This window comes from Cupriavidus sp. 96C5-1 (assembly GCF_057798855.1).
This window is the reverse complement of sequence record NZ_JBYOJU010000030.1, coordinates 94,950-107,738: the sequence shown is the minus strand read 5'-3', so window position 1 is coordinate 107,738 and position 12,789 is coordinate 94,950. Positions and strand designations below refer to the sequence as shown.

Sequence of the window (12,789 nt, the reverse complement as noted above, 5' to 3'; positions counted from 1 at the left end):
CCTCCTGCTTTCCTTGTGTGCGTTCCGCATCCGGCCGCGTGCCAGCCAATGCCATGCGCCGGCTGGCTTCCGTCCCCCGCTTGCGGGAGGGGGCGGCCCCCCCTCTCCCCGGCCCTCTCCCCATCAGGGTCCATGAGGGAGAGGGCGTGACAGCCGTCGCCGCTGCGGATGGTTTCGGTGCATTCTTTCCGGCGGCTCCGGGCTACCCTGCCGCAGGCGCTCTCTTATGCCTGATTTCCGCATCGGCGGCCAGCGGATTTGTTCGTCGTTTCCCGGTAAGCTGTCTGCCGTGCCCTGCCCCTTCGTCCGGCCCTACCTTAGGAAAAACCATGCGCTTCGTCCTGGCCGCCCTGCGTCCCGCCTGCGCCGCGCTCGCGCTCGGGGCCGCTTGCGCGCCTGCTGCCGCCGCGCCGGAATGCATTGTGCCGGCGAAGCCCGGCGGCGGCTTCGACCTGACCTGCAAGCTGGCCCAGCGCGCGCTGCTGGAAGCCGGCCTGACCGAACAGCCGATGCGGCTGGTCCATATGCCGGGCGGCATCGGCGCGGTGGCCTACAACAGCATGGTGGCGCAGCGCCCTGCCGAGCCCGATACCATCGTCGCTTTTTCCGGCGGCTCGCTGCTGGCGCTGGCGGAAGGCAAGTTCGGCAAGTATGGCCCGGCTGACGTGCGCTGGGTCGGCGCGCTCGGTGTCGACTACGGCATGATCGCGGTACGCGCCGATTCGCCCTACCGGAACCTGAAGGACCTGGTCACCGCGCTCGGGTCGGATCCCGACCAGGTGCTGTTCGGCGCCGGCGGCACCATCGGCAACCAGGACTGGATCAAGGCCGCGCTGCTGGCCAGGCAGGCCGGCGTGGGCTACAAGCGCATGCGCTTCGTGGGATTCGAGGGCGGCGGGGAAGCCTTTACGGCGCTGGCGGCCGGCCACGTGCAGGCAGTGTCCGGCGATGCCTCCGAAGCCGCGCTGCAGCTCGGCACGGGCGGCATCCGCATCCTCGCCGTGCTGGCCGAACAGCGCCTGCCGGGCAGGCTGGCGGGCGTGCCCACCGCGCGCGAACAAGGCTACGACATCACCTGGCCCATCGTGCGCGGCTTCTACATGGGGCCGAAGGTCCCGCAGGCGGACTACCAGCGCTGGGCGAGCCGCTTCGAACGCCTGCAGGCCAGCCCGGCCTTCGCCCGCCTGCGCGCCGAGCAAGGGCTGTTCCCCACGGCGCTGCGCGGCGCGGCGCTGGATGCCTACGTGAAAAGCACGGTGCAGCGCTATGGCGCGCTGGCGAAGGAATTCGGCCTGGTCAGGTAGCGGCTCCGCCCGACGCCGGGCGCCGGCTCTGCGGGCGCGGCAACGGCTGTTTGCTGACCCGCTCCTTGAGCCAGGTGGCGGCCTTGCCGAGCGGCCGCTGCTTGTGCCAGACCAGCTCCATCGCCACCGGCCAGTCCTGGTCGTCGAACTCCAGCACCGGCGACACCAGCTGCGCCGCCGCCGGCGAATTGGCCGCCACGTGCCAGGGCACGAAGGCCCAGCCCAGACGCCGCTTGACCAGTTCGACGATGACCCACTGGCTCTCCACCCACCAGACTTCGGCGGCCACCCGCAGCCGCATTTTTTCCTCGCTGTCGCTACGGGTCGCCACCATCAGCTGGCGGTAGCGCTTTAGCTCTTCCCAGCCCACGCGCTGGTCCGCCAGCGGATGGTCGGGCGCGCAGATGATCTGCATCGGCACCCAGCCCAGCGCGCGGAACCCCAGCTCCGGCGGCAACACTTCCTGGCGCCACATCAGGCCGAGGTCGGCGTTGCCTTGCAGCACCAGCCGGCTGACGTCCTCCATCAGGGGAAACAGCAACTCCAGCTCCACCGCGGGAAAGCAGGCCGAGAATTCTTCCAGCATCACGCCCAGGGTTTCCTCCGGATACAACTCGTCCACCGCCAGCACCAGGCGGCTCTCCACGCCCTCGCCCAGGCTCTTGGCCACCCCGCGGAAATGCTCGCAGCGCTCCAGGATCACGCGCGCCTCGGCCAGCAGGCGTTCGCCCGCCGCGGTCAGGGTGGGATAGCGGCCGCTGCGGTCGAACAGCTGGTTGCCGAGATCGATTTCCAGATTGGCCACGGCCGCGCTGACCACGGATTGGGCCTTGCCCAAGCGGCGCGCCGCGGCGGAAAACGAGCCGCATTCGGCGGCGGCGGCGAAGGCCTGCAATTGTTCGAGCGAAAGACTCATCGGGGATCCTGTAAAACGGCAGCCGGCCAATCCATCGTTTTTAGCGATGGATACCAACTTTACCATCCCAGAATTATAGATAGAATGGCCTGCATTCACGCCAAACAGGAAGCATCATGCGCAGTACCAAGGACAGGATTCGCCACACCGTCGGTTTCGAATTGATCGGCCTGCTGATCTTCGCGCCCGTGGGCAGTTGGCTGTTCGGTTTCGCCCTGCACCAGATGGGCATCATCGCGGTGGTGGCGTCGGTGATCGCCGCCGGCTGGAACTATCTCTACAACCTGCTCTTCGACAAGGCCATGCTGCGGTTCACCGGGCAGCTGCGCAAACCGGTGGCCGTGCGGGTACTGCACGCGATCCTGTTCGAACTGGGGCTGCTGGTGGTCTTCCTGCCGATGGTTTCCTGGTATCTCGGCATGAGCCTGCTGGACGCCTTCATCATGGACATCGCGGTGGCGGCGTTCTACGTGGTCTACGCCTTCATCTACAACTGGGCTTACGACGCTGTATTCCCCGTGGGCAGCACGGCCGGCAAGCATGGCAAGCCGATGGCCGAGTCGGCCTGAGGCATCTGCCAAGGCCGGCCGGATGCGCCAAAACCGTCTGCAATGACGACGGTGTTTACTCCCTCTCCCCCCTCATGGGGAGAAGGTTGGTTTGGCTAGTAGGCACAACAAGCAAAGCCAACGGTGTTGTCCAGCGCGGCGGCGCCTGAAGCGCCCCCGCCCTTCCGCCTACCTGCGCCCAGGGGTCACCACGTTGCCGACCACGCCACCCAGGGCCGCGCCACCGAGCGTGGCCCCCGGGCCGCCGATCAGGGCCGCGCCGGCCACGCCGCCGACGCCCGCGCCGATCACGGTATTGCGCTGCCTGGGCGTCATGCCGGCGCAGCCCGCTGCGCTCAGCAGGGCGGCGAGCATCAGGGACAGGATCACGGTACGCATGATGGGGCTCCTTGATCGATTGGTTCTTTGCGCCTGGCAATTCACCCAGGGCTGTTGCGGTCACCGCAAGATCCGGCATCGCGGCATACGCAAGCAGTATGGAGGCCAATACAGCACGCCGCGACCCGGCCCACACCGAATCCGCTGTCAGAGGATTCCCACAAACCCCGTCGACGGCTGCCGCCTTGCGGGTATCCCCGCATCTCGCGGCGCTTGAAGCGTCCGGCCATTTAGTTATACTCCATAACAATTATTCCGCTTGCCGCCGACGCTGCCCTGGAGAGCGATGCGGCCAGCCATGACAAGCCGAGGAGACGACATCATGAAGATCGCGATTGCCGGCGGCGGCATCGGCGGCCTGACGCTGGCACTGCTTTGCCACCGGCACGGCATCGAGGCCGAGGTGTGGGAAGCCAGCGAAGCGCTGCGTCCGCTCGGCGTGGGCATCAACCTGCTGCCGCATGCGGTGCGGGAGCTGGCCGAGCTCGGCCTGCATGACGCACTGGCCGCGCTGGCCGTGCAGACCTCGTCGCTGTCCTATTACAACAAGCTTGGCCAACGTATCTGGCACGAGCCGCGCGGACGCGCGGCGGGCTACGACTGGCCGCAGTTCTCCATCCACCGCGGCGAGTTCCAGATGCTGCTCTACCGCACCGTGGTGGAACGCCTGGGCGCACAACGCGTGCACACCGGGCATGCTTTCGAATCCGTGGTGAGCACCGGCGCCCGTGCCGGCGATCCGGTGGCGTTCACGCTGCGCCGGCGCAGCGACAACGCGCAGGTCACGGCCCGGGCCGATGTACTGGTGGGTGCCGACGGCATCCACTCCGCGGTGCGCCGCCACTTTTATCCGCAAGGCGATGCGCCGCGCTTCTCGCGCCGCACGCTGTGGCGGGCCGTCACCGAAGCGCCGCCCTATCTCGACGGCAGCTCGATGTTCATGGCCGGACACCAGGACCAGAAGTTCGTGGCCTACCCGATCTCCGAGCCATTGCGCCGCGAAGGACGCTCGCTGGTCAACTGGATCGCCGAGCTGCGCGTGCCCGATCACGTCTCGGATACGCCGCCACGCAGCGACTGGAACAAGCAGGTCGGCAAGTCCGTGTTCAGCGCGGCCTTTGCCGGCTGGCAGTGGGACTGGATCGATATTCCCGCGCTGATCGACGGCGCGCAGGCCATCTACGAATTCCCCATGGTCGACAAGGACCCGCTGCCGCGCTGGACCTTCGACCGCGTGACGCTGCTGGGCGACGCCGCCCACCCGATGTACCCGATCGGCTCCAACGGCAGCGCGCAAGCCATACTGGACGCGCGCTGCCTGATGGACAGCCTGCTGGCCAACGGCGCGCCGGGCGACGTGCAAGGCGCCGGCTACGCCTTGCGCGAATACGAGGCGGAACGGCTGCCGCGCACCGCGGCCATCGTACTGCGCAACCGTCTCAATGGGCCCGAACAGGTCATGCAGCTTGCCGAACAGCGCGCGCCGCAAGGTTTCGACAATATCGACGCTGTGATTCCACGCGCGGAGCTGGAAGCGATTGCGCTGCGCTACAAGCAGCTGGCCGGCTTCGACCGCCAGTCGCTGCAGGCGACGCCGCGCTAGCCGCTTCGTCCGGCGGTCTGCCGTCATCTACCTACCGGCCGGCCGTGAGAAGCCGGCGTCAATGAATACAGGAGACATCGTGCCGCGCCTCAGCCTTGTCCGACTCGCCAATCCGCCCGCCGCCGCAAGCCGCGCAGCCAGCGTCCGTACCGGGTGCGCGGCGGCAGCCCTTGCCGCCGCGCTCGGCGCCGCCCCCGCGCTGGCCGACGTGACGGTCGGCGTCAGCATCTCGTCGACCGGCCCTTCGGCCTCGCTCGGCATTCCGCAGAAGAACAGCATGCCCTTGCTGCCGGAGACCATCGGCGGCGAGAAGATCCGCTACATCGTGCTGGACGACGGCTCCGACCCCACCCAGGCCACCAAGGTGGCGCGCCGCTTTGTCAGCGAGGACAAGGTCGACATCATCCTTGGCTCCTCGGCGGTGGCCCCCTCGATCGCCATTGCCGAAGTCGCCGACGAAAGCCAGACCGTGCAGCTCGCCTTCTCGCCGATCGAACTCAAGCCCGGCCGCGGCGAATGGACCTACCGCCTGGCGCAGCCCGTCGGGCTGATGGCGCAAGCCGTGGCGGAAGCCGCGCACGCCAGGGGCGTCAAGACCATCGCCTTTATCGGCTTCGCCGACGCCTATGGCGAAACCTGGCTCAAGGAATTCACCGCCGCCGCCACCGCGCGCGGCATCCGCCTCGTCGCCACCGAGCGCTATGCGCGCTCGGACACCAGCGTCACCGCGCAAACGCTCAAGCTGATCGCCGCCCGCCCCGACGCCGTGCTCATCGCCGGTGCCGGCACCGGCGCGGCCCTGCCCCACACCGCGCTGCGCGAGCGCGGCTATGCGGGCCCGGTCTATCACACGCACGGCGCCGCCACCAAGGACCTGATCCGCATCGGCGGCAAGGCCGTCAACGGCGCCATCCTGCCGGCGGGCCCGGTGATCGTGGCCGAGCAACTGGCAGACGGCAATGCCGTGAAGAAGCCGGGAATGGACTATGTGAGCCGCTACGAGAAGCAATACGGGCCCGACAGCCGCACCCAGTTCGGCGCCCATCCCTACGATGCGGGGCTGGTGCTGCAGCGTATCGTGCCGGTGGCGCTCAGGCAGGCCAGGCCGGGCACGCCGGCGTTTCGCCAGGCGCTCAAGACCGCGCTGGAAAGCGAGCGCAATATCGTGGTTTCGCACGGCGTGCTGAACTACACCGCGCAGGATCACTTCGGCTTCGACACGCGCGGCCGGGTGATGCTGACCATCGACAACGGCAACTGGAAGTTGCTGAAATGACCGTGCCATCCGCCTGCGCCGCTTTTGCCGCATTGCCGTCGCCGACGCTGGAGCATGTGGCCGACTTCAGCTTCCGGCTGGCGCCGGTCACCGAGGTCGGCCCCAGCGCACTGGGCAACCGCCGCGTGATTCCCATCCTGGACGGCGAGGTGCGCGGGCCCCGCCTGCAGGGACGCATCCTGCCCGGCGGCGCGGATTTCCAACTGGTGCGGCGCGACGCCGGCGACGGCATCATCGTGGCGGATATCGAAGCCCGCTACGTGCTGGAGACCACCGGCGGCGCCCGCATCTATATCGTCAATGCCGGCTTGCGCAGCGGTCCTGCCGACCTGATCGCGCGCCTGGGTGCCGGCGAGACCATCGATCCAGGCCTGATCTACTTCCGCACCGCGCCGCGTTTCGAAACCGCGGCGCCGGAGTATGGCTGGCTTATGCAGCACCTGTTCGTGGCCACCGGGGCACGCCATCCCGACCGGGTGGAAATGCGGTATTTTCAGGTCAACTAAACTAGACACCGGACCACAGCAGACCGGACCGCCGCTGCGCGCGCGCCGGCACGCTCTCCACTCACCAACGCCAAGGCCCATGACCACAGCAAAGGCGCGTCCGCGCCGCAGCCGCGAAGCCCTCGCCCCCAATCCCGCCGGCGCCCGCGATGCGGCATCACCGGGCGGCCGGGCAGATAGCGGCGGCTTCGATGCGCATGTGGCCGACATCGACTATGGCGTGCTCGACAGCCTGGTCGGCTACGCGATCCGCCGCGCGCAGATCCGCATCTACGAAGACTTCGTGCAATCGCTGGCGCAGTGGCATATCACGCCGCCGCGCTTCTCCGCGCTGGTCATCGTCTCGCGCAATCCGCATCTCAAGCTGACCGAGCTGGCCCGCATCCTGGGCATCGCGCGTTCCGGCGCGGTGCTGCTGGTGGACGCGCTGGAAGAGATGAAGCTGGTGGCGCGCCGCCCCGCGCCGCACGACCGCCGCGCCTACAGCCTGGTGCTGACACCCGCCGGCCGCCGCACGCTGGCGGCGGCCACCGCTGCGGTATGCGAACACGATGCACGCGTGGCAGCCGCGTTGACGCCGCAACAGCAGGACACGCTGCGCGACTTGCTCGGCCGGCTCGCACAGCCCGCGCCCGCCACGAAGCCGGACCCGGCAGGCACGGTGTAAATCTCGGCGCGGCGTCATCCGTTGCCCCATGTCCATGCGTTAACATGGGCACCATGCTGAAACGCCGCTCCCCATTCCTTCGCCGCCTGCTGCCGCTTTGCGCCGCCGGGCTGCTCTGCATCCACGGCCTGCCGGCCGCCGCCAAACCCGCCGCCCACAAAGCCAAGGCCACCCACACTGCCGCCGCGGCCGCCGAGCCCGGCACCGCGCGCTCAGGCCTGCCGGCCAGCGTGCTGACCGCGCTGCGGCGCGCCCATGTGCCGGCCTCCGCCACCAGCTTCTATGTGATCAAGGTCGGCGCGCACGCGCCGCGGGCCAGCTGGAACGCGCAGGCGCCGATGAACCCGGCTTCGACCATGAAGCTGGTCACCACCTTCGCCGGCCTGCAATTGCTCGGCCCCGCCTACCGCTGGCAGACCACGCTCTACGCCGACAGCCAGCCCGGCCCCGACGGCACCATCAACGGCAGCATCTACCTGCGCGGGCATGGCGATCCCAAGCTGGTGCCTGAAGAAATGGCCAAGCTGGTAGCCACCGCGCGCGCCACGGGCGCCACCACCATCAACGGCGACCTGGTGCTGGACCGCAGCTTCTTCGATCCTTCCATCGGTACCGGCGGCACCATCGACGGAGAAACCCAGCGCGCCTACAACGTCAGCCCGGACGCGTTGCTGTATTCGTTCAAGACGCTGTCCTTCACCATCACGCCCGAGCCGGCCACCCAGTCGGTTGCGGTATCCGTCACTCCCGCGCTGGCGCAGCTCAAGCTCGACAACCGCCTCGCGCTCGCCAACGGCAAATGCGGCGACTGGTCCGCGCGCGCCCGGCCGTCGGTCACGCCGCAGGCCGACGGCACCGTGCTGGCCTCCTTCGACGGCAGCTACGCCGCGGACTGCGGCGAACACGTGGTGAATATCGCCACGCTGTCGCACAACGAGTTCGCCTGGGGCGGCTTCGTTGCCGAATGGCAGCTGGCCGGCGGGCGCTTCACCCACCAGCCGGCACTGCGCGTAGGCCGCGTCCCGCGCGGCGCCTTCGTGCTGGCGCGCCACTACGGCCAGCCGCTGTCGGAGATCGTGCGCGACATCAACAAGTTCTCCAACAACGTAATGGCGCGCCAGCTATACCTGACCATCGGCGCCGAAATCGACCGCAGCGGCCCGGCCAGCACCGCGCGCTCGGCCAAGGTGGTACAGCGCTGGCTGAACCGCCAGGGGCTGGACATGCCGGACCTGGTGCTGGACAACGGCTCGGGGCTGTCGCGCGAAGAACGGATCAGCGCATACGATATGTCGCGCCTGCTACAGCAGGCGCTGGCCAGCGAAGTGGGACCGGTGCTGATCGATTCGCTGCCGATCCTGGGCGTGGATGGCACGCTGCGCAACCGGCTGACGCGTGCCGGGGCCGCCGGCAATGCCTATATGAAAACAGGCACGCTTGCCGACGTACGGGCGCTGGCGGGATATGTCGATGCCTTGAACGGGGATCGGTATGTGGTGGTGAGTTATATCAACCATGCGAACGCGGCACAGGCGCGGGATGCGCATGATGCGTTGTTGCAGTGGGTTTATCAGGGTGCGCCGTGAAGGTTGGCTGTTTTTTTGGGCAGGGGGGTAACTGCAAAGGCTTAACGGCTTAACGGCTTAACGTCAACGTCAACGTCAACGTCAACGTCAACGTCAACGTCAACGTCAACGTCAACGTCAACGTCAACGTCAACGTCAACGTCAACGTCAACGTCAAAGGCAGTTTCACCTCCCCTACGGGGAGGCGACCTACTTTCTTGTCTCGCCAAGAAAGTAGGCAAAGAAGGCGACCCGGATGCGGCGAAAGACCCCTCGTCGTCGAACCAAAAGAGCGGCCGGAGGCCAAACTCGCATCGCCTTAAGGCGATACTCAAACATGGCCTCCTCTTCTCCGCTCTTTTGGCCCGACGACGAGGCGCCGCATACGGGCAGCCGTATCACCACGGCTCGCTTCGCATCGCCATGGGTGTGGCCCGCTCCGCGGGCGGGCCACACGGCTACGCCGAATCGTTGGCGGGCGGCAGCGTTCTGCGGGTGAACACGAAGGTGTGTAATTCGGGGGGGAGTCGGAGCAGGCAGCAGGTCAAAACATGACCGAGGGTCCAGATCTGCACAATCCAGAACCAGGAAACACAGCGCCGGTTTCGTAGGCCCCCAGGGGCCACCTGTCACGCGATGCGAAGCGAGCCGTGTTGGTGTTGGATGCCGTATGGGGCGCCTCGTGGCCAGCTCAAAAGAGCGGAGTAGAGGGGTTTTTGAGCCCCATCCGGCGCGCCTTCTTTGCCTACTTTCTTGGCAAGACAAGAAAGTAGGTCGCCTCCCCGAAGGGGAGGTGAAACCGCCGTTGACTTTGATTTTGACTTTGACGTTAGGCCGTTAATCAGTTGCAGTTGCAGTCAAACCCTAAACCCATCACCCCCCAAACGCAGCAGCAGCCCGCTGCAAGCGATCCCGAACCCCCTCCCACTCATGCCCAGCCGGCAAGGCCTCGAACACCAGCCGCCCATACCCCTCCCTATCCAGCCTCCGCAACAAACGGTAAAGCTCCCGCGCATAGGATTCCGCGTCGGCAGGCGCCTGCACCCAGACGCAGCGCGGATCGGCAGCCGCCTGCTGGCCAACCCAGGCCACCCTGGCGTCGGCCGGCAGGTCGGCTAGCTGCGCCGGCAAGTCGGCGGCAGACGACAAGGCCAGCGGCGTGTGCGGCGCATAGTGCGCCTTGAGCGTACCGGAAGCACGCGGCGCCGCCGCGTCCGGGGGCAAGGGCATCACGCCAAGCACCTGCGCCATCATGGCCGGCGTGATCGCGCCGGGGCGCAGCAACACCGGGCCGATGCCCTGTTCCAGCCGCGACAGGTCGACGATGGTCGATTCGATCCCGACCTCCACGCCATCCCCTTCCAGCACAAAGACGCTGTCGCCGAACTCGTCGCGCACATGCTGGGCCGTGGTCGGGCTGACCTGCCCGAACTTGTTGGCGGACGGCGCGGCGATGCCGCCGCGCCCGCGCTTGAAGCGGGCCAGCAGCGCCTGCGCGACCGGGTGCGAGGGGCAGCGCAGGCCGATGCTGTCCTGGCCGCCCGCCACCGCCGCGGGGATATGGGCGGCGCGCTTGAGGATCAGCGTGAGCGGGCCGGGCCAGAAGGCATCGATCAGTTGCTGCGCGGCCGGCGGTACGTCGTCGACCCAGTAGCTGATGTCGCCGCCGTCCACCACGTGCACGATGATCGGATGGCCGGTCGGGCGGCCCTTGGCCGCGTAGATGCGGGCGATGGCCTGGGGGTTTTCCGCGTCGGCGCCGAGGCCGTAGACCGTCTCGGTGGGAAAGGCGACCAGCTCGCCGGCCTCCAGCAGTTGGACCGCTTGGTCAAGTTCGGCGGACGTGGGCATGCGCGACATCGGGAATCTCTGCAGGTAGGCGAAGCGATAAAGCGATAAAGCAGTGAAACTATATAGCAGGCAATGCGCCAATACGTGGCGGGTTTCCGGCCCGCGGGCCCACGGCAGCGAGCCCGCGTGGCGCCCCTTCAGGGCGCTGAGACCAGGGCGAGGCAATCAGGGCGCGATATGCAACGCCTTCAGCGCGGCATCGAAAGCGCGCCCGGCGTCGGCCGCCTCGCCACCCACGCAGTTGACGTGCCCCATCTTGCGCGAGGGGCGCGCATCGCTCTTGCCGTACAGGTGCAGCTTGGCGCCCGGCTGCGCCACCACTTCGTCCCAGGCCGGCGTGCGCTCCAGGCCGAACTCGAACCACGCATCGCCCAGCAGGTTAAGCATCTTGCCGGCCGAATGCTGCCGCGTGCTGCCCAGCGGCAGGCGTGCCATGGCGCGCACCTGCTGTTCGAACTGGCTGGTCTCGCAGGCATCCATGGTGATGTGGCCGGAGTTGTGCGGGCGCGGCGCCATTTCGTTGGCGATCAGCGAGCCGTCGGTCAGCACGAAGAACTCGATGCACAGCACGCCCACATAGCCCATTTCGGTGGTGATGGTGGCGGCGGCGGCGCGGGCCCGCGCGGCGATCTCGTCGGAGACGCTGGTGGCGGGCATCACGGTGGAGAACAGGATGCCGTCGCGGTGCACGTTCTCGGCCAGCGGCCAGGTGGCGGTAGTGCCGTCCGCGGCACGCGCGGCCAGCACCGAGACCTCGTAGGCCAGCGGCAGCATCTGCTCCAGCACGCAGGGCACATGCTGCATGGCGCGCCAGGCGGCACGCACGTCTTCGCGGGTCTTGACGCGGGCCTGGCCCTTGCCGTCGTAGCCCATGCGGGCTGTCTTCAGGATGCCGGGCAGCAGGTGCTCCGGCAGCTGGTCGACGTCGGCGTCGTGCTGGATCACCCAGTGCGGGGCCGTGGGCACGCCGGTGCGCTCGGCGCAGGAGGCGAAGAACTTCTTCTCGCCGATGCGGTTCTGCGCGATCGACACGCAATAGCCGCGCGGCGCCACGAAGGCACCGAGCTGTTCGAGCCGGTCGAGCGACAACGACGGCACGTTCTCGAATTCGGTGGTCACCGCCGGGCACAGCGTTGCCATCTCGGCCAGCGCGGCCTCGTCGGTATAAGGCGCGCAGATGTGCTTCTCGGCGATCGAGCCGGCCGGGCTGTCCTGGTCCGGATCGAGCACGCAGACCTTGTAGCCCATCGACTGCGCGGCATGGGCGAACATGCGGCCGAGCTGGCCGCCGCCCAGCATGCCAAGCCAGGCGCCGGGCAGCACCGGTGCGCTGGGACTGTCGATGCCGAACTCGGCACGCGACTCCGGCGTGTGGGCTTCGACCAGGTGGGGATGGATATCGGTGGGCATGGCGCGTCTTTCCGGATTCGAGGGCTTTTGAGCTGGTCTGGTAGTGCTGGCGCCTTATACCGGCAGCGTCATCGCGCGCGCAGCTTCGGTCTGCTTGGCGCGGAACGCTTCCAGCGCCGCGGCCAGCGCGTCGTCGGTGGTGGCCAGGGTGGCGATGGCGTGCAGCGCGGCATTGGCGGCGCCGGCCTCGCCGATGGCGAAGGTGGCGACCGGCACGCCCTTGGGCATCTGCACGATCGACAGCAGCGAATCCTCGCCGCGCAGGTAGCGCGACGGCACCGGCACGCCGAACACCGGCACGATGGTCTTGGCGGCGATCATGCCAGGCAGGTGGGCGGCACCGCCGGCACCGGCGATGATGGCGCGCAGGCCGCGTTCGCGCGCGGTGGCGGCGTACTCGAACATATCGTCGGCCATGCGGTGGGCGGACACCACGCGCGCCTCGAAGGGCACGCCGAAATCCTTCAGCATGGCGACCGCGTTCTGCATCACGTCCCAGTCGGAACTGCTGCCCATCACAACGCCGACCAGCGGCTTGGCTGTATTGCTCACGTCAAATCCTTAATTATCGTCTGGCGCGTGCCGACCAGTCATCGTCATCGCGCCAACCTTCGCCTTGCCGCGGTCTGCTCCCCTCTCCCGCGCGGCGGGAGGGGCCGGGGGGAGAGGGAGTAAACATCGTCAGGCACTTCAAGCGACGCTGGCGCATCCTGCCGGCTTCGGCCAGCGTCGCCGCCCGCGCCG

General features: G+C 68.0%; 12 protein-coding genes. 7 read left to right on the top strand and 5 right to left on the bottom strand.

Annotated features, from left to right (window positions below; all coding sequences use genetic code 11):
* The first annotated feature begins 329 nt into the window (after positions 1 to 329).
* Positions 330 to 1,304: a tripartite tricarboxylate transporter substrate binding protein gene (locus AC3FOF_RS28270; protein WP_488728476.1), complete on the top strand. Its 975-nt coding sequence runs from the start codon at positions 330 to 332 to the stop codon at positions 1,302 to 1,304.
* Here AC3FOF_RS28270 and AC3FOF_RS28265 read toward each other — a convergent pair.
* On the bottom strand, positions 1,297 to 2,220 hold the full coding sequence (locus AC3FOF_RS28265; RefSeq protein WP_017229620.1) for a LysR family transcriptional regulator: 924 nt from the start codon (positions 2,218 to 2,220) through the stop codon (positions 1,297 to 1,299). The two genes, AC3FOF_RS28270 and AC3FOF_RS28265, sit on opposite strands and share 8 nt — an antisense overlap.
* A 116-nt stretch (positions 2,221 to 2,336) precedes the next feature.
* Here AC3FOF_RS28265 and AC3FOF_RS28260 point away from each other — a divergent pair, with 116 nt between their 5' ends.
* On the top strand, positions 2,337 to 2,789 hold the full coding sequence (locus AC3FOF_RS28260) for a PACE efflux transporter (RefSeq protein ID WP_276269029.1): 453 nt from the start codon (positions 2,337 to 2,339) through the stop codon (positions 2,787 to 2,789).
* Between the two features lie 168 nt (positions 2,790 to 2,957).
* Here AC3FOF_RS28260 and AC3FOF_RS28255 read toward each other — a convergent pair whose 3' ends face one another.
* Positions 2,958 to 3,167, bottom strand: a complete 210-nt coding sequence (locus AC3FOF_RS28255; protein ID WP_276269028.1) for a YMGG-like glycine zipper-containing protein — start codon at positions 3,165 to 3,167, stop codon at positions 2,958 to 2,960.
* A 322-nt stretch (positions 3,168 to 3,489) separates the two neighbouring features.
* On the opposite strand from AC3FOF_RS28255, the gene AC3FOF_RS28250 reads away from it, so the two are divergent.
* The 5 genes from AC3FOF_RS28250 (at position 3,490) to dacB (ending at position 8,805) form a co-directional block, all read left to right on the top strand.
* Positions 3,490 to 4,770, top strand: a complete 1,281-nt coding sequence (locus AC3FOF_RS28250) for a flavin-dependent oxidoreductase (protein ID WP_488728475.1) — start codon at positions 3,490 to 3,492, stop codon at positions 4,768 to 4,770.
* A gap of 61 nt (positions 4,771 to 4,831) precedes the next feature.
* Positions 4,832 to 6,046 carry an ABC transporter substrate-binding protein gene (locus AC3FOF_RS28245; RefSeq protein WP_488728474.1) on the top strand — a complete coding sequence of 405 codons (1,215 nt, stop codon included), beginning with the start codon at positions 4,832 to 4,834 and terminating at the stop codon, positions 6,044 to 6,046.
* On the top strand, positions 6,043 to 6,552 hold the full coding sequence (locus tag AC3FOF_RS28240) for a DUF3237 domain-containing protein (RefSeq protein ID WP_276269056.1): 510 nt from the start codon (positions 6,043 to 6,045) through the stop codon (positions 6,550 to 6,552). Before AC3FOF_RS28245 ends, AC3FOF_RS28240 begins: the two co-directional genes overlap by 4 nt.
* A gap of 79 nt (positions 6,553 to 6,631) precedes the next feature.
* Positions 6,632 to 7,219 (top strand): MarR family winged helix-turn-helix transcriptional regulator, encoded by a 588-nt coding sequence (locus AC3FOF_RS28235; RefSeq protein WP_488728473.1) that lies wholly within the window; start codon positions 6,632 to 6,634, stop codon positions 7,217 to 7,219.
* Between the two features lie 44 nt (positions 7,220 to 7,263).
* Complete coding sequence (dacB, locus tag AC3FOF_RS28230) at positions 7,264 to 8,805, top strand: D-alanyl-D-alanine carboxypeptidase/D-alanyl-D-alanine endopeptidase (protein ID WP_276269054.1); 1,542 nt, start codon at positions 7,264 to 7,266, stop codon at positions 8,803 to 8,805.
* Between the two features lie 852 nt (positions 8,806 to 9,657).
* On the opposite strand, the gene AC3FOF_RS28225 is transcribed toward dacB, so the two are convergent.
* The 3 genes from AC3FOF_RS28225 to purE all read right to left on the bottom strand — a co-directional run bounded on the left by AC3FOF_RS28225 (position 9,658) and on the right by purE (position 12,597).
* A complete protein-coding gene (locus AC3FOF_RS28225; protein ID WP_488728472.1) occupies positions 9,658 to 10,644 on the bottom strand; it encodes an L-threonylcarbamoyladenylate synthase in 987 nt (328 codons plus the stop codon).
* A 156-nt stretch (positions 10,645 to 10,800) separates the two neighbouring features.
* Positions 10,801 to 12,045, bottom strand: a complete 1,245-nt coding sequence (locus tag AC3FOF_RS28220; protein WP_017227173.1) for a 5-(carboxyamino)imidazole ribonucleotide synthase — start codon at positions 12,043 to 12,045, stop codon at positions 10,801 to 10,803.
* A gap of 54 nt (positions 12,046 to 12,099) precedes the next feature.
* A complete protein-coding gene (purE, locus tag AC3FOF_RS28215; RefSeq protein WP_017227172.1) occupies positions 12,100 to 12,597 on the bottom strand; it encodes a 5-(carboxyamino)imidazole ribonucleotide mutase in 498 nt (165 codons plus the stop codon).
* Positions 12,598 to 12,789: the final 192 nt, after the last annotated feature.

Bases quoted from the DNA above. Each gene is read 5' to 3' on its own strand.
- AC3FOF_RS28250 (WP_488728475.1), top strand. From the start codon at position 3,490: ATGAAGATCGCGATTGCCGGCGGCGGCATCGGCGGCCTGACGCTGGCA.
- AC3FOF_RS28225 (WP_488728472.1), bottom strand. From the start codon at position 10,644: ATGTCGCGCATGCCCACGTCCGCCGAACTTGACCAAGCGGTCCAACTG.
- AC3FOF_RS28240 (WP_276269056.1), top strand. From the start codon at position 6,043: ATGACCGTGCCATCCGCCTGCGCCGCTTTTGCCGCATTGCCGTCGCCG.
- dacB (WP_276269054.1), top strand. From the start codon at position 7,264: ATGGGCACCATGCTGAAACGCCGCTCCCCATTCCTTCGCCGCCTGCTG.
- AC3FOF_RS28245 (WP_488728474.1), top strand. From the start codon at position 4,832: ATGAATACAGGAGACATCGTGCCGCGCCTCAGCCTTGTCCGACTCGCC.
- AC3FOF_RS28220 (WP_017227173.1), bottom strand. From the start codon at position 12,045: ATGCCCACCGATATCCATCCCCACCTGGTCGAAGCCCACACGCCGGAG.
- AC3FOF_RS28260 (WP_276269029.1), top strand. From the start codon at position 2,337: ATGCGCAGTACCAAGGACAGGATTCGCCACACCGTCGGTTTCGAATTG.
- AC3FOF_RS28235 (WP_488728473.1), top strand. From the start codon at position 6,632: ATGACCACAGCAAAGGCGCGTCCGCGCCGCAGCCGCGAAGCCCTCGCC.
- AC3FOF_RS28265 (WP_017229620.1), bottom strand. From the start codon at position 2,220: ATGAGTCTTTCGCTCGAACAATTGCAGGCCTTCGCCGCCGCCGCCGAA.
- AC3FOF_RS28270 (WP_488728476.1), top strand. From the start codon at position 330: ATGCGCTTCGTCCTGGCCGCCCTGCGTCCCGCCTGCGCCGCGCTCGCG.
- AC3FOF_RS28255 (WP_276269028.1), bottom strand. From the start codon at position 3,167: ATGCGTACCGTGATCCTGTCCCTGATGCTCGCCGCCCTGCTGAGCGCA.